General features: G+C 42.0%; 15 protein-coding genes. 11 read left to right on the forward strand and 4 right to left on the reverse strand.

Going from position 1 to position 19,286, the window contains the following annotated elements:
- Positions 1–17: 17 nt before the first annotated feature.
- On the reverse strand, positions 18–407 hold the full coding sequence (gene tagD, locus V6D42_RS11940) for a glycerol-3-phosphate cytidylyltransferase (RefSeq protein WP_333513358.1): 390 nt from the start codon (positions 405–407) through the stop codon (positions 18–20).
- A 518-nt stretch (positions 408–925) separates the two neighbouring features.
- Here tagD and V6D42_RS11945 point away from each other — a divergent pair.
- The 6 genes from V6D42_RS11945 to V6D42_RS11970 all read left to right on the forward strand — a co-directional run bounded on the left by V6D42_RS11945 (position 926) and on the right by V6D42_RS11970 (position 7,827).
- On the forward strand, positions 926–1,699 hold the full coding sequence (locus V6D42_RS11945) for a WecB/TagA/CpsF family glycosyltransferase (RefSeq protein WP_333513359.1): 774 nt from the start codon (positions 926–928) through the stop codon (positions 1,697–1,699).
- A 95-nt stretch (positions 1,700–1,794) separates the two neighbouring features.
- Complete coding sequence (locus V6D42_RS11950; protein ID WP_333513360.1) at positions 1,795–2,952, forward strand: CDP-glycerol glycerophosphotransferase family protein; 1,158 nt, start codon at positions 1,795–1,797, stop codon at positions 2,950–2,952.
- 88 nt (positions 2,953–3,040) lie between these two features.
- Complete coding sequence (locus tag V6D42_RS11955) at positions 3,041–3,754, forward strand: IspD/TarI family cytidylyltransferase (RefSeq protein ID WP_333513361.1); 714 nt, start codon at positions 3,041–3,043, stop codon at positions 3,752–3,754.
- Positions 3,751–4,776: a ribitol-5-phosphate dehydrogenase gene (locus V6D42_RS11960; RefSeq protein WP_268447002.1), complete on the forward strand. Its 1,026-nt coding sequence runs from the start codon at positions 3,751–3,753 to the stop codon at positions 4,774–4,776. The genes V6D42_RS11955 and V6D42_RS11960 overlap by 4 nt, the downstream gene beginning before the upstream one ends.
- Positions 4,777–4,779: 3 nt before the next feature.
- Positions 4,780–5,949: a CDP-glycerol glycerophosphotransferase family protein gene (locus V6D42_RS11965; protein WP_333513362.1), complete on the forward strand. Its 1,170-nt coding sequence runs from the start codon at positions 4,780–4,782 to the stop codon at positions 5,947–5,949.
- 18 nt (positions 5,950–5,967) lie between these two features.
- Positions 5,968–7,827 carry a CDP-glycerol glycerophosphotransferase family protein gene (locus V6D42_RS11970; protein WP_326330145.1) on the forward strand — a complete coding sequence of 620 codons (1,860 nt, stop codon included), beginning with the start codon at positions 5,968–5,970 and terminating at the stop codon, positions 7,825–7,827.
- 42 nt (positions 7,828–7,869) lie between these two features.
- On the opposite strand, the gene V6D42_RS11975 is transcribed toward V6D42_RS11970, so the two are convergent.
- Both V6D42_RS11975 and manA read right to left on the reverse strand, forming a co-directional pair.
- Positions 7,870–10,512, reverse strand: coding sequence for an N-acetylglucosaminidase (locus V6D42_RS11975; protein ID WP_333513363.1), 2,643 nt, complete (start codon positions 10,510–10,512; stop codon positions 7,870–7,872).
- Positions 10,513–10,643: 131 nt separating this feature from the next.
- The gene (gene manA, locus V6D42_RS11980; RefSeq protein ID WP_333513364.1) at positions 10,644–11,594 is read right to left on the reverse strand and encodes a mannose-6-phosphate isomerase, class I; all 951 of its coding nucleotides are present in this window, start codon (positions 11,592–11,594) and stop codon (positions 10,644–10,646) included.
- A 265-nt stretch (positions 11,595–11,859) separates the two neighbouring features.
- Here manA and V6D42_RS11985 point away from each other — a divergent pair, with 265 nt between their 5' ends.
- From V6D42_RS11985 to V6D42_RS11995, 3 genes are read left to right on the forward strand one after another with little or no spacing between them, the layout of a single operon-like run.
- Positions 11,860–13,311, forward strand: a complete 1,452-nt coding sequence (locus V6D42_RS11985; RefSeq protein ID WP_333513365.1) for a spore germination protein — start codon at positions 11,860–11,862, stop codon at positions 13,309–13,311.
- A gap of 5 nt (positions 13,312–13,316) precedes the next feature.
- Positions 13,317–14,423, forward strand: a complete 1,107-nt coding sequence (locus V6D42_RS11990) for a spore germination protein (RefSeq protein ID WP_333513366.1) — start codon at positions 13,317–13,319, stop codon at positions 14,421–14,423.
- Positions 14,420–15,544 (forward strand): Ger(x)C family spore germination protein, encoded by a 1,125-nt coding sequence (locus tag V6D42_RS11995; RefSeq protein WP_333513367.1) that lies wholly within the window; start codon positions 14,420–14,422, stop codon positions 15,542–15,544. Before V6D42_RS11990 ends, V6D42_RS11995 begins: the two co-directional genes overlap by 4 nt.
- Positions 15,545–15,590: 46 nt before the next feature.
- Here the strand turns inward: V6D42_RS11995 and V6D42_RS12000 are convergent, their stop codons facing one another.
- Positions 15,591–16,967, reverse strand: coding sequence for a sugar porter family MFS transporter (locus V6D42_RS12000; RefSeq protein ID WP_333513368.1), 1,377 nt, complete (start codon positions 16,965–16,967; stop codon positions 15,591–15,593).
- Between the two features lie 329 nt (positions 16,968–17,296).
- Here V6D42_RS12000 and V6D42_RS12005 point away from each other — a divergent pair, with 329 nt between their 5' ends.
- Positions 17,297–18,265, forward strand: a complete 969-nt coding sequence (locus tag V6D42_RS12005) for an LCP family protein (protein ID WP_333513369.1) — start codon at positions 17,297–17,299, stop codon at positions 18,263–18,265.
- A 152-nt stretch (positions 18,266–18,417) separates the two neighbouring features.
- The gene (locus tag V6D42_RS12010) at positions 18,418–19,278 is read left to right on the forward strand and encodes a Cof-type HAD-IIB family hydrolase (protein WP_333513370.1); all 861 of its coding nucleotides are present in this window, start codon (positions 18,418–18,420) and stop codon (positions 19,276–19,278) included.
- Positions 19,279–19,286: the final 8 nt, after the last annotated feature.

Below are 19,286 nucleotides of genomic sequence, written 5' to 3' on the forward strand. Positions count from 1 at the left end.
TCTTTTAATTAGTACTTCTATAGACTAGCCATGTCTTTTTTGATTTGAGTAGTTGAAATGCCCTCTGTTCTTGGAAGGTATATGACCTCACAATATTCCTTTAAAAAGTCAAACTTCCCTTTCCAGTCATCACCGATGACAAACGTGTCAATTCCGTACTTTTTTATATCTGAGATTTTTTGTTCCCAGTTTTTTTCTGGAATGACTTCATTTACAAAATTGATTGTTTCTAAAATGAACTTTCGATGTTCATAAGAGTGATGCGATTTTTTTTGTTTTTGCAAATTAAACTCATCTGTAGACAAGCCTACGATTAAGTAATCACCGAGGTCTCTTGCTCGTTCAAGCAGCTTCATATGTCCGTAGTGAAATAAATCAAATGTTCCGTACGTTATCACTTTCTTCATTAGATAACATCACCCTTCCAACCGTTTTCAACTGAGAGTGCCAGAAAAAAACAAAAAAACTTAACAAACTGTTTATAATTTCGACATAAATTTTACGTACCATTAATAATGAACAATAATAGCATAAGTTCCTATAAAAGTTAAGGCTCTTTAAAAATGTCAATTGCTAATAATTTTTGGGATAAATATATGTCGATGTATAAAATTTACAGGTCCAATGCTTTATCCCATTTCATTATACCAAGTTTTTGTTTATGGAAAAATCGATTCTTTTGTCATGATTTTTAGTGAAACGATTTGCTTTGTGTTACGTCATTTATTTTGTACACCCTCCTCATATTAATTCATCGTCAAAACGTGAAGGAATTGTAATGTGAATGTTAAAAGTTCCTAAAGATTTTTGTGGTATGATAGGGTAAGATGTTTTCAGGTAAAGTGATGAATTATGGTCTTTACTTAAACTATACGAATGACACATGTTTTTTATAGACATATAGATGAAAAGGAGGGTTGACATAATGCAAACGAAACCCATTAATCAATTAGATTTTGTAGACGGTGAACTGAATTCATTTGTATCCCATTTGGAAACTTCATATTTGGATCAGGCCAAAGGAGCGTTTATTGTTACGGCAAATCCCGAAATTGGATTTGAAGCGATGCAGAATCCGCGGTATGAAACAGTTCTTTCGTCTGCTGATTTTATTTTGCCGGATGGCATTGGTGTTGTTATGGTCTCCAAGTTGATCGGAAAGCCACTTCAATCCAGAATAGCCGGCTATGATTTGTTTACGTCCTTGTTGGATAAGGCTCACCAAAAGAAAAAGCGTGTTTTCTTTTACGGTGCAGCAAAACATGTTATTGAGCAAACAATCGAACGAATCCGCCGTGATTATCCTGGAGTTGTAATTGCGGGCTATTCTGACGGCTATGTCAAGGATCAAAGTGAAGTGGCAGACAAGATTGCTGCTGCAAAGCCGGATATGGTGTTTGTCGCGTTAGGTTACCCTGTTCAGGAGTTCTTTATCCATAAATACCGGCATTTATTCCCTCAAGCTGTAGCAGTAGGGCTCGGGGGCAGTTTTGATGTGTTTAGCGGCAATGTAAAAAGAGCGCCGTCGTTTTTTATCCGTTTTCACCTTGAATGGATGTACAGGCTGATCACCAACCCATCGCGCTGGAGAAGAATGCTTAGCATTCCTAAATATGTTACAGCCGTGCTGAAGCATGAACGAGCTTCAGCCAAGCCGCAATATACAGGGCAGATTAAAGATCAATCACGCCATTTGTAATCGGTCTTTAAAGGAGCTATGTTTTTAATGAAATATAAGAATCATTCGCTGTATCTGCGGACAATCTCTGACAGCAGATTAGAGCTGATGACAGGATGAAACTTCAATCGATGTTTGCGTTTTTCTATTCTTTGGCCATAAAAGTCATTGGCGCTTCACTCTTTTGGATAAAACCGGGGAATCAACTGACACTGCTTGTCTCTTTTCCTGATAATGCCCGTGCCCTGTTAAAGGAATATCAGGAAGGACATTATTCATTTCACATTAATGTGCTGCTTACCCAGCACGCCAAATCACTGGCAGATGAATTCCCGGCACTCCCTGTCTCAGTTATTAATGAAAAACATCCGCTTCATATATGTAAAGCGGTCTTTTCTATGCTGAGCAGTAAAGCCGTGGTTGTTGATAATTATTTTGTTTTAACAACTGTTTTGGCGAACCGACCGGATATTGAGTGCATACAAGTCTGGCATGCGAACGGAGCGTTTAAGCGCTTTGGATTAAAGGATATCAATACTCAGAATCGTTCCCGGTCTGACGTGAGACGCTTTCGTAAGGTATATGCTTCATTTGACCGGATTGTCGTCGGTTCTGAACACATGGCTGACATATTTAAGGAATTTTTCGATATCACAGAGGATAAATTTCTTAGATTTGGCGTGCCATTAACTGATGCTTACTATGAGGCCGGCAAAAACGGTCATGAACTTAAATGCAAACACCATCTGCCGGCAGGGAAAAAAATCATTCTGTATGCCCCGACTTTCAGGGATCATCAGTTTGAAAGCTTTTCGCTGCCGTTTTCAGAAAAACAGCTGGCATATGATTTAAAAGGAGAATTTTTGCTTGCAGTAAAATTGCATCCTGTTATGAAACAATCTGCAGATTTACCTGTCAATAATGAGTGGATAAAAGATGTATCAGATCTCCCTCTTGCAGACCTATTAAAAATGAGCGATCTGTTAATATCGGATTACTCTTCAGTTCCTTTTGAATTTGCTCTGTTGAACAAACCCATTCTGTTTTATGCGTATGATATGGATGCTTACGACAAAACACGCGGCTTGATTAGAAATTATGCAGAGGTGATACCTGGGGTGCCTTGCAGTAATTCAGAAATGCTCCTAGAACAGATAAAAGATATAAACAATCTGCAATCTGAAGTGGAGCGTTTTTCCCGTGAATGGAATTTGTACTCTAAAGGGAATGCTAGCAAGCAGCTTTTAAGCTATATAAACAAGAAATCATTCTGATCTTTATATATAATAGAGATCGTTATTGCAAATAATATGAAAACCCTTTATAAAACATTATGAGTTGTGGTAAGGAAGGAGTCATTTTATGATTTATGCTGAGATTCTAGCCGGTGGAAAAGGTTCCCGCATGGGAAATGTCAATATGCCAAAACAGTTTTTGCCGTTAAATAAACGCCCTATTATTATTCATACGGTTGAAAAGTTTTTATTAAATGACCGTTTCGATAAGATTTTGGTCGTTTCACCTAAAGAGTGGATTAACCATACAAAAGACATTTTAAAAAAATTCATTGGAAACGATGAGCGCCTGGTCGTGGTGGAAGGCGGAAGCGACCGCAATGAATCAATTATGAGCGGCATCCGTTACATTGAAAAAGAGTTTGGCATTCAAGATGATGACGTGATTATTACGCATGATTCTGTGCGCCCGTTTTTGACTCATCGCATTATAGAGGAAAACATTGATGCTGTTCTTCAATATGGCGCTGTCGATACAGTCATATCTGCTATTGACACAATTATCGCTTCAGAAGACCAAGAGTTTATCTCTGATATCCCTGTACGCGATAATATGTATCAGGGACAAACACCGCAAAGCTTCCGCATCAGCAAATTGGTCGAGCTTTATAATCAGCTGTCAGATGATCAAAAAGCCGTACTGACTGACGCTTGTAAGATCTGTTCGTTAGCAGGTGAAAAAGTGAAGCTGGTTCGCGGTGAAGTCTTTAATATTAAAGTAACGACACCATATGACTTAAAAGTGGCAAATGCCATTTTACAGGAGCGAATTTCACAATGATTAATCAAACGTATCGTTTAGTTTCTGCCCGACAGTTTGAAGTGACGTATAAAGATAAAGTTGTCCATTCAGATAAGGTCGTCGTCCGGCCTACCCATTTATCCATCTGTGCTGCCGACCAGCGATATTACACTGGTTCCCGCGGCAAAGAAGCTATGGATAAAAAACTGCCGATGGCCCTGATCCATGAAGGAATCGGAAAAGTGATGTTTGATCCGACCGGCACTTTTAAAGTCGGAACACGGGTTGTCATGGTGCCGAATACACCGGTTGAAGAGCATGAAGTGATTGCGGAAAATTATCTGCGATCCAGCAGATTCCGTTCCAGCGGCTATGACGGCTTCATGCAGGATTACATGTTTATGGCCCCGGATCGGCTCGTTGAACTTCCGGACAGCATTGACCCGCATGTAGCTGCTTTTACCGAGCTAATCACCATTGCAGTTCACGCGCTTTCCCGATTTGAACGGATGGCGCATAAGAAGCGTGACACATTCGGTGTCTGGGGGGACGGAAACCTCGGATTTATCATGACGCTTCTTTTGAAGAAGAAGTACCCGGACAGCAAGGTATTTATTTTCGGAAAAACGCCTTATAAACTTGAACACTTCTCTTTTGTTGACGCGGCTTATCAAATTAACGACATTCCTGAGGATGTAAGAATCGATCATGCCTTTGAATGTGTAGGCGGACGCGGCAGTGAAAGTGCGATTGAACAGATCATCACCCATGTCCATCCTGAGGCATGTGTAGCGCTCTTAGGCGTATCTGAATACCCAGTTGAAATCGAAACCCGAATGGTGCTTGAAAAAGGGATTACGCTGATCGGCAGCAGCCGCAGCGGACGCGAGGATTTTGCCCGTACTGTAGACTTTTTAGCTCAATACCCAGAAGTGGTTGATTATTTAGAAACATTAGTCGGCGGACGCTTCCCGGTACGCAGTATTGAGGAAATTACACACGCGTTTGAAGCAGATTTGACTTCATCTTGGGGAAAAACTGTTATTGAATGGGATATTTAAACAGTGAAAACATTCCTTACACGAATTATAAAAGGAGTATTCGGCACTGCTTATAAACTATTGAGCGCTTTATTACCAGTACAGCATAACAAAGTTGTCATAGCTTCCTATCGTGAGGATCATTTAAGTGATAATTTTAAAGCAGTCTATGAAAAGCTGAAGCAAGATCCGTCTCTTCGCATTACCCTGCTTTTTCGTAAGATGGATAAAGGGTTGATCGGACGAGCTTCGTATTTGCTTCATCTTTTCAGCTCTTTATATCATCTTGCCACATGCCGTGTGCTGTTATTGGATGATTATTATTTTCCTTTGTACGTTGTGCCCAAACGAAAGGAAACAGTCGCCATCCAGCTTTGGCATGCTTGCGGTGCGTTTAAAAAGTTTGGCTACAGCATTGTGAACAAGCCGTTTGGGCCTTCTTCCGATTACTTGAAGATCGTTCCTGTGCATTCTAACTATGACTATGCAATTGTCAGCGCACCTGCTGCTGTTCCGCATTTTGCTGAAGCTTTTCAAATGGAGCAAGAGCAGATTTTGCCGCTTGGTATACCTAGAACGGATTATTTTTATGATCAAGAACATATTCGCACTGTTCAAGATGAGTTTGATCGGGCTTATCCTGAACTAAAGCATAAGAAAAAGCTTTTGTATGCTCCTACCTTTCGAGGCAGCGGACATCATCAAGAGGGTTACGCTACCCCGCTTGATCTGCTACAATTAAAATCAGCGCTAAACCATAAAGATTATGTCGTCATGCTCCATCTTCATCCGTATATGCGCCAGCACGCGCGTCCGGAAGAGGATGATTTTGTGCTGGATTTATCCGATTCGTACTCTTTGTATGATTTGATGGCAATCTCTGATGGACTGATAACCGATTATTCTTCAGTCATTTTCGAATACAGCCTGCTGAAGCGTCCGATGTATTTTTACTGCCCGGATTTAGAAGACTATTTAGAAGAACGTGATTTCTACTATCCATTTGAATCATTTGTGCCTGGGCCGATTTCTAGGGACACTACATCGCTTGTTCGAGACATCGAGAATGTGCATGAAGCTGAAACGAAGCGGATTGAAGCTTTTTCACAGAAGTTTATTACCCATCAAGACGGCAAATCTTCAGAGCGGGTAGCCGATTTTATTTCATCATTTTTAACATCTGGTGCCGATTAGGAGAAAGTGAGGTACAAAGTGAAGCTTGCCAGAAAGATTAAGAACAGACTTTTCAGATCAAGAAAAAAAGCGAAAAAAGAAAATACAGCTCTGATTGTTCATCCAACAGATAACAGAGTCTTTTCTCTTTTTGATAAAACGAAGCGTGTCGAAGAAAATCAGCAAGTGCCTGTCAGAAAAATTTCTGAGTTTTCTTGGAATGGGTCGATCCTTAAGATTGCGGGTTATATGTATATTAAGGGTCTGCCTCTGCAAAAAGAGGATCAGGTCCGCAAACGTTTATTATTGGTGAACAACGGTGTTTTATTCACAGCTGTTTCGTTGCGCGATTGTCCTGTAGAACAGTTATCCATCAATACTGCAAATGTGCCTGAAGCCTATAAATGGGCAGGATTTTCACAGCAGATTAACTTTTCTAAATTGATGAATGACAAGCCTCTTCCACAAGGCGAGTATAAGCTATTTCTCGAAATCGAGGCAGTCGATGACCAAAATATCAAACACCAGGAAGTGCATACGGTCGGAAATGTCAGCAGTTTCCTCTCTAATGATGTGTATGCGACAAAGATGGAATTTCATTCAGCTAAAAAGCTGATGAAGTTCAATTTGATTGTCAACTATGATGAGAGCGAAAAGACGATTAATTTGTCTTGCAACAAGCTTCAGGAAATTGATCCAAGCCTGTTAGAGCTCGATACCGGGAAAGAAGCAAACCGCTTTTTGCGCAAGCTGAATACGAGCTTGTTCCATTTTGCTTATGATGTGTTCCGCCTGCTTCCAATTAAGCCGAACAAGATCGTCTTTGCTTCTGACAGCCGTCTTGATTTGACAGGCAACTTTGAATTTGTTTACGAGGAACTGCTGAAGCGGGAAGAAAACTTTGATTTTAAATTTTTCTTAAAGAGCAGCATACGTGACAGAAAAAGCCTATCTGAACTCATGTCAATGGCTTATCATTTTGCGACTAGCAAAATCATTTTCATTGATGATTTTTATCCAATTATTTATCCGTTAAAAATTCGGAAAAAGGCCGAACTTGTCCAGCTGTGGCATGCTGTCGGCGCATTTAAAACGTTTGGTTACAGCCGAATCGGACTGCCGGGAGGACCGTCGCCGCATTCGAAAAACCACAGAAACTACACGAAGGTTATTGTCAGCTCTGAAAATATACGGAAGCACTATGCAGAGGGCTTTGGCGTGGACATAGAGAACGTAATTGCTACCGGTGTTCCGCGAACTGACTTCTTCTTTGATGAAGCGAAAAAAGCATTTGTGAAGGAACGTCTTTATACGGAATATCCGTTCCTTAAAGATAAGAAGGTTATCCTCTTTGCGCCTACTTTCCGCGGAAATGGGCAGCAATCGGCTCATTATCCTTTTGAGGTGCTTGATTTTGACCGTCTGTATCATGAGTTAAAGGATGAATATATCTTCTTATTTAAAATACATCCATTTGTGCGGAACGACGCCAATATCCCTTACCAGTACAGCGATTTCTTTTATGATTTCTCTTCCTTCAGAGAAATCAACGAGCTATTGCTTGTGACGGATGTACTGATTACGGATTATTCTTCAGTATGCTTTGAATATGCTTTATTAAATAAACCGATGATCTTCTTCAGCTACGATGTTGATGATTATATCCGGAAACGGGATTTCTATTACGATTACTTTGACTTTATTCCGGGTCCGCTTGCAAAAACGTCTGATCAAATGATTTCTATTATTAAAGAAGAAAAGTATAACTTCGATCAAATTGATTCATTTGTACATTATTTCTTTGATGATCTGGATGGTAAAGCAAGTGAACGTGTCATTGATCAAATTGTTTTCCCTCAGGAAGAGGAACCATTAGAGGATAAAGTTCTTAAAAGATAATGATAAAAACACCTTTTGCCGCGGCAAAAGGTGTTTTTTTATTTATTGATACTCCGGAACATCATAATACAGCGTGTATCCATCCAGCAATGAATACAGGCTGTACATGCGGTTTACTTGTTTGTATGCCCAGCCGATGTCTGTTGCGTATTGGTGTGCAGCTGTGGCTGACCATCTCATCTTGTATAGCGTATCTTGATTGTAGGCTGTGTTATGAATGTAGGATGTGCCTATGAATTTGGCGCCCCCGATAATGGCGGCTTCTGGTGTGAACCAGCCTTGCTCGTATGCGTATTTGGCGCCGTAGTAGTTCGGGTTGCTATCGTATGCGCCGATTCCGTACATGTTATAAACGGTTTTTCCGTTATAGGTTAAACCATTGGCCAAATCGGATGTTCCGTTGCCTGTTTCAAGGAGAGCGTGTGAGATTAAATATAGTTCGTTGATGCTGTACTTATTTGCGGCTTCGATAAATGCCTTTGCTTTCCCTGTCAGGATGCCTTTGCCCGCAAGCACTTTCTGATTGACCTCGGCGACGCTGAGGCCGGCTGTCTGTGACAGCTTAAGAAATTGGAAGTAGTATTTGCTGTCCATGGAAAAGTTGTTTGGGTCAACGTATTGTCCTACTTCATCACTGCTAGCGTTTCTCCACCCCATATTGATTTTAGCCCAGCCGTTTGTCTGGCCGATGATTCTCACTTTATCACCTTTTTTTAATTGGCCGATGACGTTCGTCGGACTGACTGCCGGTGTTGACCGGATGTTGAGTACATCAGCTGTGACCGTTGAGGTTGCGGTATTGATATATGTGAGTGATACGTAAGCTGCACCGTCGGTTTGCGGGCTGACTTTCATTTGTTTTTGAACCATATCACGAAGCGATAGATTATAATTCGTTTTCATGATTTGCGGCCCGTTTTTGATTTTTACAGTGGATGATGTCCATCCATATAATTGCTTCAGCTTCGCTGATGCCGCTAAGGCTGCACTATTGCCTGTGAATTGCTCGTTAAGGCTAATTTTATAAAGCGTGTTGCTTTTGGTTGTGTAGTTCGCGCTTAACTGTTGAGCTTTAAAATAGTTCAGTCCATTGTTCAATGCTATTTTGCTGCTAAGCTGAGATGTCAGGATTTTGTATTGTGTATATGCTGTCGCGCCTGTTTTCGCGGCCGTGCCAGAGGCGTTGTTTTTTTTGAGAAAAGCAAGTACACGATCGATGTCCTCTTTGTTGATGATCGCCTCAGTGGTGAGTTGATATTTACTTCCTGTTGTTTGACCCGTTTTTTTGCTTGCGGCTGAAATTTGATTCGATTTAAAAAACGTTATGGCTTCATTGACTTTTGCCGCATCCAGCAGAGATTCAGTTGTAATTTTAAATGTGTTGGCAGTTTGTTTTTTTACTGTTTTTGCTGTAGCACTTATCTTATTCTTCTTTAAAACGTTCAAACCTTTCGTCACTTTTGCTTGGTCTGTTGTTTCTTCAGAAATGAGCTGATATTGGTTTTCGGATGTTTTTCCAGTCGCTTTTTTTGTTGCCTTTACTTTTTTCTGTGTAAAGAAGGCCGCAGCTTTGTTGGCCTGCTGCTCACCTAATATCTGTGCAGTCGTAATTTGATAGGCAGATGACGTTGTTGTTTTTTTCACGGCAGATGATGTGTAATGCCATTTTTTCTTTTTGAAGAATGCATTGACCTTTTGAAGCTGCTGTTTCGTCAAATTCTTCATGTTTACAGTATATGAGGTGCTTTTGCCAACCTTTTGATAATATCCGGACACCCCAGTGTTTTTCTTGATTTGGCTGACGGCGTCCTTCACTGTATTCAGCCCTTTGAAATAAGCCGATTGGACATTGTATACGTCCGCTGTTGTTTTTTGATTGATTGACTTGTAGCTTCCCGTAATTCCGGTGCTTTGTTTCAGCTGCTGTAACAAAGTCTTGGCATTTGATTCGCCTGATATAGGGGCTGTTGTAAACGTGTAATAGGCTTGGCCTTTCACTGTTTCTTTTAACGATGCCTTCAGTCCCGATTCTTTTTGGAATGCATTTTTAACTTGCGCAGCCTTGCTGTCTCCGATAATAGCGCCAGATTGAATGCTTGTTACAGATACTTCATGTGTAACGGGCTGGTACGTGCTTTTTATCCCCGTTTTCTTTGTCAGGCCTTGGATAAGCTCCTTGACCTTCATCTCATCTGCTATTTCCGAGGTAACCACGTTCATGTAAAACTGGGCTGTGCCGGACATCTTCACAGCGCCGGTGACACCTGTTTCCTGCTTAAGCTTGGCCAGCAGAATGTTTGCCTGTTTTTCACTTGATATTGCGCCGGACGTGATGGTCATATACGGCTGTTTGCTGCCGACTGGACTGGATGTGCCTGTAATGGCTGTCTGCTTTGTCAGTCCGCTCAGCAAAGTTTTAGCTTCTGCTTCGCTATGTATGCCTGTAGCGGTAATCTGGTAAGTTGCTGTTGTGCCTGAAGCCTGATAGGAGGCATCCCAGCCTGTGTCTTTTTCGAGTTTGGCGGCAGCCTGAGAGGCTTGGCTTTCTGTACTGAATGTTTTTGCCGGCTCCACCTTATAAATCGAGTAGTCCGTATACGCTGCAGCCTGTGCTGAGCCGGTTATGGTAAAAAAGGCAAGGGACGCGGCGGACAGAAGCATCGGTGCAATTAATCTCTTTTTCATTCCTTCTCCTCTTTCTTATTCAATGAGTATATAAAACTAGTTTATTTATCGGCATGCGTATGCTCTATTTATAGGTCAATCCATTCCATTTTTGAAAAATAAAAAAACTTAATCTCAAAGTGAGATTAAGTTTACATGTGTGACACAATCAGTGTGCATGTACCTTTAATTGTGAAGTCGGACATATTGTAAGGCAGAATAAAATGATCGCCCTTTTGAAGCGGGCATGTTTCTTTTTCATAGGTAAGCGAACCGCTTCCTTCTATTACACTGCATATCAAGAAGCTCTCATCCTGCGAAAGCTCAGCCTCTCCATTAATGTCCCATTTATAGACGGAAAAGTATTCCCCTTGGACAAACGTTTTAATTGTTATTCCTTTTCTTGATTCGGTTGATTCGTCTATATATCCGTCCACATGTGGAACGGTCGCTGCGTTAATGGCTTTTGCAAAATGAAGCTCCCTTGGCTTGCCGCTTGTTTCGAGACGGTCATAGTCGTAGACCCGATATGTGGCATCTGAATTTTGCTGGGTCTCTAACACAAGTGTCCCTTTACATAAAGCGTGTATCGTACCGCTCGGCACATAATAGAAATCCCCCGGCTTAATCTTGATTCTTCGCAGCAGGCCTTCCCAGTCGCCGCTGTTAATCATTGTGACAAGCTCAGTTTTTGAGCGAGCCGTATGTCCGTAAATGATTTCTGCGTTTTCTTTGCAGTCAATAATATACCAGCACTCCGTCTTGCCGAGCTCCCCCTGTTCATTCTCTCCAGCATAATAATCATCGGGATGGACTTTGATCGACATATCTTCCTTTACGTCCAGCAGCTTCGTCAGTAACGGGAATCGGTCTCCCTCCACGCCTCCGAACAATTCCCGGTGCTCATCCCAAAGCTCGGTCAATGTCTTTCCTTTATACGGCCCATTCGCAACAGTGCTCGGTCCTTTTGGATGAGCGGAAATGGCCCAGCACTCCCCTGTTGTTTCGGATGGAATGTCATACCCGAACACATCGCGTAAAGCGGTGCCGCCCCAGATTCTATCTTTAAACACTGGCTTGAAAAAAATCGGTGATTGTGTCATGATCCGTACCCCTCCCCTTTAAATGGCTGATCATTATTTTCCCGGTGCGTGCCCCTTACAAACGCCCGTATGTCTGTCTGCTTTTCAATGACAACATATGTACAAAGCATTATATATCCGTAACCCCTTTTTAGAAAACGCTTCCTTTTTATTATATCACTTTGAATAGAAGGTTTGTTTCAGCCTTTTCCTTATGAAGAATAATTCTCCTTTTTTGATACAAATTAAGAAAAACCGTCAATATGTTTTATAAAGGGGAGAAACTATGCAAATCGACTCTGATCTCCAGCGTAATGTAGAAACATTGAAAAAGAAATTGGGGCAAAACGACGATATCATGTTTTATACGTTTTCTTTCGGAGACAGCAGACAGAAGGCTTGCCTGCTGTATATTGACGGTTTGACAGAAAATAAGCTTCTGGCGCAATACGTCATTTCTCCTTTACAAAAAGAATCGTTAGCTCAAAAAGAAGGCTTGATTGAGGATTTATCCGCTTTCTTTTTCGGCTATCATCACAGCGTTGTTTCTACAATAAAAGAAATACAGCAGCTCATTTTTTCCGGACATACCATTTTGCTGGCTGATGGTTACAGCGCGGGGCTGGCATTTGATACGAAAACGTTAATGACGCGCAATCTTGAAGAGCCTTCCTCTGAAATCGTGGAACGCGGGCCGAAGATAGGCTTTATTGAAAAACTGCGGACAAACACGGCGCTTTTGCGAGAGCGGACGAGTGACCCTAATCTCGTTATAAAAGAAATGACAATAGGCAAAAGGACGAAAAAAAAGATAGCTGTCGCTTATATTCAGGATATTGCCCCTGATTATGTCGTAAAAGAAGTGTTTAAACGGCTGAAATCCATCACGACAGATGATTTGCCGGAATCAGGCACACTTGAACAGCTCATTGAAGATGAACCCTTTTCAATCTTTCCCACGATTTTAAGCACAGAACGTCCTGATCGTGTAGAAAGCTCATTGTTAGAAGGACGGGTCTCCATATTAGTGGACGGTACACCATTTGCATTGATAGTACCGGCAACGGTGGATGAATTTATTCATTCACCGGATGATTACAGCCAGCGCTGGATTACAATGTCTCTTATTCGTTTGCTTCGTTATTCAAGCATCCTGATAACCATTTATTTGCCCGGCTTATATATTTCTCTCGTTTCCTTCCACACCGGTCTTTTGCCGACGAGAATGGCTATTTCGATTGCAGGCAGCAGGCTGAATGTACCCTTTCCGCCTTTTGTCGAAGCTTTTATTATGATATTTACAATAGAACTGATCAGGGAAGCCGGTTTAAGACTGCCAAAACCGATCGGACAGACGATTGGACTTATTGGAGGCGTTGTCATTGGACAGGCAGCCGTACAGGCGCAAATCGTCAGCGCATTGATGGTCATTGTTGTATCAATTACCGCATTGGCATCATTTACCGTTCCTTCATACGCCTTTAACTTTCCGCTGCGGATTATTCGCATTGCGGGTATGATAAGTGCCGCAATACTTGGCATGTATGGCGTCATCATGGTCTTTCTGTTTGTGATCGGACACTTGATGCGACTGAAAAGCTTTGGCCAAGATTACATTATTCCCATAATGGCACAGCCCGGACAAGATTTAAAGGACACTGTGATTCGCATCCCTACCCTATTTTTAAAAAGAAGACCTACCCGTAAAGACACAAAAGATAAAATCAGACAAAGGTGATGGCTATGATGCAATCAGAGGACAAGCTTACATTTATGCAGACGCTTATTATGGTAAGCAGTACAATGATCGGTGCCGGTGTCTTAACCCTTCCCCGCTCAGCCGCTGAAACCGAAAGTCCTAGCGGCTGGATCATGATCCTGCTGCAGGGCGTTATTTTTATTATTTTCGCTCTGCTTTTTTTGCCTTTTCTTCAACGAAACAGCGGGAAAACAATTTTTGAGCTCAACAGTATTGCTGCCGGAAAATTTATCGGTTTCTTTTTAAATTTATTTATTACCCTTTATTTTATCGGTATCGTATGCTTTCAAGCCCGGGTCTTGGGAGAGGTTGTCGCATTCTTTCTATTAAAAAACACGCCGATGGCGGTTGTCGTCATTATTTTTCTGGCGGTTGCCATCTATCATGTAGCCGGAGGTGTTTACCCCATTGCGAAGGTATATGCGTATATCTTTCCTGTCACTATTATTATTTTTCTGATGCTTCTGATGTTTAGCTTTCGTTTGTTTCAGTTAGATTTTATCCGACCCGTTTTTGAAGGCGGTTATCAAAGCTTTTTCTCTTTATTTCCTAAAACCCTTTTATATTTTTCAGGATTTGAAGTCATTTTTTATCTCATTCCCTTTATGAAAGATCCGAAGAAAGTAAAAAAAGCTGTCGCTTTGGGCATTGCAACCTCGACTGTTTTCTACAGCATTACTTTGTTTATTGTCATTGGCTGTATGAGTGTGGCTGAGGCTAAAACAGTGACGTGGCCGACCATTTCACTCATCCATGCATTAGAAATCCCAGGGATTTTTATTGAACGATTTGACCTGTTTTTACAGTTGACTTGGACAGCGCAGCAATTCGCCTGTATGCTCGGTTCCTTTAAAGGCGCGCATATCGGATTAACAGATGTTTTTCATCTGAAAAATAAAAACAATCCGTGGCTGCTTGCTGCATTGCTGGCTTTTACATTTTTCTTCACAATGTTTCCTGACGATCTGAATGCCGTGTTTTATTACGGTTCACTTCTCGGATATGCATTTTTAGGTGTTATTTTCATACCATTTCTCATCTGGTTTTTGAGCTGGGTACAGAAGAAGCTGGGGAGGGGTCAGCTGCAATGAAGACAATAATAAAGCTTGCAGCAATGGTACTGATGCTGCAGCTACTCTGCGGATGCTGGGATGTCAAAAATATTGAAAAGCTGTCTTTCGCCAGGGGACTTGCTATCGATGAAACTGATGACCATCAGTATAAATTAACCTATCAAAACCTTCTTCCCCAAAGTGAAGACAGCCAATCATCAGGAAAACCAGAATTTGTCAATGTGACATCCCACGGGAAAACCATTCTCGAAGCGGTCAGTGATGTTTCGATCAAGGACCCTCCTATCTATAGTGACCATTTAAAAGTGATTCTATTGGGAGAAAAGCTAATGAAAAATCAAAATATAGATCAAGTGTTCAACCATTTTATCCGGGACGATGAGCTGAGGCGAAGCAGCTATTTGATGGTAGCCAGAGGGAAAGCGGGAGAAATTTTCATGAAAGGAAGTCCAAAGCAGCAGCTGCCGATGCCTTCCGAAAAGCTGATTGATCTGACAAATAACAGCGGATATAACGGGAAAATTATGATGCCGCTTCGGATCGGGAGAGCTTCTATCTATTGCCAAAACGGCTACAGTTTTCTCATTCAAGCCGTGAAAAACCAAAAGGGAAAAGCAAAGTATGACGGGGCTGGCATTATTAAAAGCGGCAGCAATAAACTAGTGGGATTTCTTTCAGCGGATGAAACACAAGCGCTGGCATGGGTAATGGGAACGATCCAAGGCGGCGTTATGCCGGCGGAAGAAAAAGGACATCCGATTACATTTGAGATTAAAAAATCCAAATCAAAAATCAAACCTGCCATTCAGAATGGACAGCCTGTCTTTCATATTTCTGTCAAAACAACAGGCATTCTGACAGAAGATCAAAGTCCAAGGGAAAACTCTTTTAGCGAAAGCTATTTGCGCAAACTGGAAAACATTTTTGAGAAAAAGCTGAAACAAGATATCAAGCAGATTATGGATCAGCTGCAGCATACGTATAAAGCAGACCCTATCTTTTTATCTGACTACATTCGGATTCAATACCCGGATTACTGGAATAAAGTAAAAGGGCATTGGGATGAAACGTTCACTGAGGCGAAGTTCACATACGATATTTCTTTCAAAATCATTAATTTTGGAACAGTTGGGAGGTAAGCAGCAAAAAGGGTGCGCCTGTTGGCAGCACCCTTTTGATTATGATTTACGTTTCCACTGTCTGCTGTTTACCTGCCGAACCTCTCTGGCCGCCGTTTTTATCGCGCAAATCCTGCTCGATTTCTTCAAGGCTTTTTCCTTTCGTCTCTGTCACCTTAAAGCGGACAAATAGAAACGCCATAATGCCAATCGCAGCAAAAATCAGGAATAAATAGCTGATGCCGATCGCTTCCATTAAAATTGGATAGGTTAATGAAACAATCAAAGTTCCGACGTGCAGCATCAAGGTGGAGACCCCAGTCCCGATGCCTCTCACATGGAGCGGGAATAGCTCAGGGAGCATGACCCAGACAACCGGGCCCCAGCTGACCGCAAACACAACGATAAACACGCCTAAGCAAATGACTGTCGTCCATGATGCGGCCGGGGTGTTATCGAAAAAGAGATTCACCATAGCCAGGATGATCAAGCTGATCACCATGCCGGCATTCCCGAATAACAGCAGCGGTTTTCTGCCGACTTTATCAATGATTTTAATGGCGAGAAGAGTCATCAGAACATTCACTGTTCCGATTCCGACCGTTCCTAAAATAGAGGCGGAGTTTCCGAACCCAACATTTGTAAAGGTCTTCGGCGCATAATAAATGATTGTGTTCGTACCGATAAATTGCTGCAGAAACGCCAGTCCCAATCCGGCAATCAGCGCCGGGCGCACCCACGGATCGAGCAGCTCCTTCAGACCGCCTTCGTCCTCTTTTTCCGCTTCTTGAATATCGTGTATTTCCTGATCAATATCCTTTGTGCCACGCAATTTTTCGAGAACCTTTTTCGCTTTATTCTCTTCGCCATTCGTAAACAGCCAGCGCGGGCTCTCCGGCATAAACAAAATACCAATCAGCAATAGCAATGATGGCACGGCAGCAAGTCCAAGCATCCAGCGCCACGCTTCCGCATCGGCAAATATGTAATTGACGATATAGGAAAGCAGAATACCAACCGTAATCATCAGCTGGTTGAGGGACGATAACGCACCCCGTTTCTCTTTTGGCGCAAGTTCAGACAAATACAGCGGCACGATCGTTGTCGATGTTCCGACTGCCAGTCCCAGCAGGATTCTAAACAGCACCATCACTCCTGTATTTGGTGCAAGCGCAACACCCAAGCCGCCTATACAGAACAGCAGCGCGGCAGCCATAATCGCTTTTCTTCTGCCAAAACGGTCCGTCAGCCTGCCAGCCGCTCCGGAACCGAGTATCGCTCCGATTAATAAGGAGCTGACAACAAGTCCCTCTGTAAAGGCATTGAGACCTAAATCCTTTTTCATAAATAGAATGGCTCCCGAAATGACGCCGGTATCATAGCCGTATAAAGCGCCACCAAGAGCGCCGAAAAAATAAAGCCATATATTTGACTGCTTCTTCATAGAATGACTCCCTTTCTCCTATCAGTGATCCAATGGTACTGTCCACGGAGTTTTTTAGAAATCTATTAGCCTATTTTTCTGACAAGTAAACCTATGCAGACGTACAAACATCACATATCCATTAATTTACTGGCGTTTTTTTCAACTTTACTGAAACATTTTTTCCCCAGCGGCGTCCAATATAAGGTGATTCAGCACATTATCATTCAATCTTAAAAAACAAAAACATATAAATATAGGAATTTTTATCGAATATTGTCTTATCAGGAGTTGCCGTATGGCAAGATGAATGGTACGCTTCAACTATTAATGAAACGAGAGGTATGGATATGGAAGAACGATCACAGCGTAAGAAGAAAAAGAGACGTCTGAGAAAATGGGTGAAATTATTAGCCGGTGTAATGGCTTTTCTTATTATTGCCGCAGGCTCTGTCGGCACATACGCCTATGTAAAACTGAACAATGCTTCTAAAGAGGCTCACGTCAGTCTTGCCCGCGGAGAACAATCGGTAAAACGGATTAAAGAATTTAATCCCGGAAAGGATTCCTTCTCTGTACTGCTCTTAGGAATTGATGCCAGAGAGGAAAACGGCGAGAGTGTCGATCAGGCAAGAAGTGACGCGAATGTGCTGGTTACCTTTAACCGCAAAGAAAAAACAGCCAAAATGCTGAGCATTCCGCGCGACGCCTATGTGAATATTCCAGGCCACGGCTATGATAAGTTTACGCATGCTCACGCCTATGGCGGCGTAGATCTAAGTGTGAAAACAGTAGAAGAAATGCTTGATATTCCCGTTGATTATGTAGTCGAAAGCAACTTCACAGCGTTTGAAGACGTTGTAAATGAGCTGAATGGCGTCACCGTTAATGTTAAAAGCGATAAAGTCATCCAGCAAATCAAAAAGGATACAAAAGGAAAAGTAGTCCTTCAAAAAGGCACACACACGCTTGATGGAGAAGAAGCGCTGGCATACGTAAGAACACGTAAAGCCGACAGTGATCTTTTACGCGGACAAAGACAAATGGAAGTGCTGAAAGCCATTATCGATAAATCAAAATCGCTTAGCTCCATTCCGGCTTATGATGATATTGTGGATACAATGGGAGAAAATTTAAAAATGAATCTTTCTCTTAAAGATGCCATCGGGTTATTCCCGTTTATCACTTCATTGAAGTCGGTTGAGTCCATCCAGCTGACAGGCTATGACTATAAGCCTGGCGGTGTCTACTATTTCAGATTGAATCAGGAAAATCTGCAGGAAGTGAAAGAAGAGCTGCAAACCGATTTAGGTGTATAATGAACGGGATGGCGATGAGCCATCCCGTTTTACATATTTCATTGTTGAAAAATAGCATCGTAAGGTTTAGCCTTGACCTATACGATTTATGTTTCGTATGAAAGCTGAACATACTACACGAAGCAGCATTTTTAAGGAGGTTTCCCCTACATATGAAATTAATAGCGATTGATTTAGACGGTACATTGCTGAATAAAGAAAGCATTATTTCTGAGGAAAACAGAGCGGCTATTAAGCGGGCGCTTGATGCAGGTATCCTCGTTACCATTTGCACAGGGAGAGCAACGTTTGATGTTAAAGCGTTGCTGGAAGACTTGGATATCCCTATCATCGCGGCAAATGGCGGAACGGTTCATGACAAAGGCTACCGCCTGATCAGCCGGACATTAATGGATCAAGAGGCCGGCAAAGCGATCGCTGATTACCTGCTCTCAAAAAATATTTACTTTGAAGTATATACTGACGACCATCTGCTTTCTCCTTTTGACGGCGAATCTAAGCTTCAAGCAGAGCTTGATATTTTAAAGAGCGCAAACCCAAATGAAAACACGGATGAATTGTGGCAAGGGGCCATGACTCAGTTCAAGCAGTTTGGCATCAAACCAATCCCGCATATCGAATCAATTTTTGACGGCAGCGAAAACATTTACAAGCTCCTTTGCTTCTCTTTTGATATGGAAAAACTGAGACATGCGAAGGAAGAACTGATGCATCATAAAAAACTGGCGCAAACCTCTTCCGGAGAGCACATTATCGAAATTCTCCCAGCCTCTTCCGGCAAAGGGCGCGCGTTGACTGAGCTTGCCGGCAAATACGGAATTGAGACGCAAGATATCTATGCGATTGGTGACAGCCCGAATGATTTATCCATGTTTGAAGTGGCAGGACACCGAATTGCCATGGAAAATGCGATTGATGAACTGAAAGAAAAAAGCACTTACGTGACAAAAAGCAATGATGAAAATGGCGTGTCCTACTTTATTGATCAGCTTCTTTCCGGCCAATATGCATAAAAAAAGAC

Origin of the sequence: Bacillus sp. 0909A, assembly GCF_036765115.1 — a bacterium.
Lineage (GTDB): Bacteria > Bacillota > Bacilli > Bacillales > Bacillaceae > Bacillus > Bacillus mojavensis.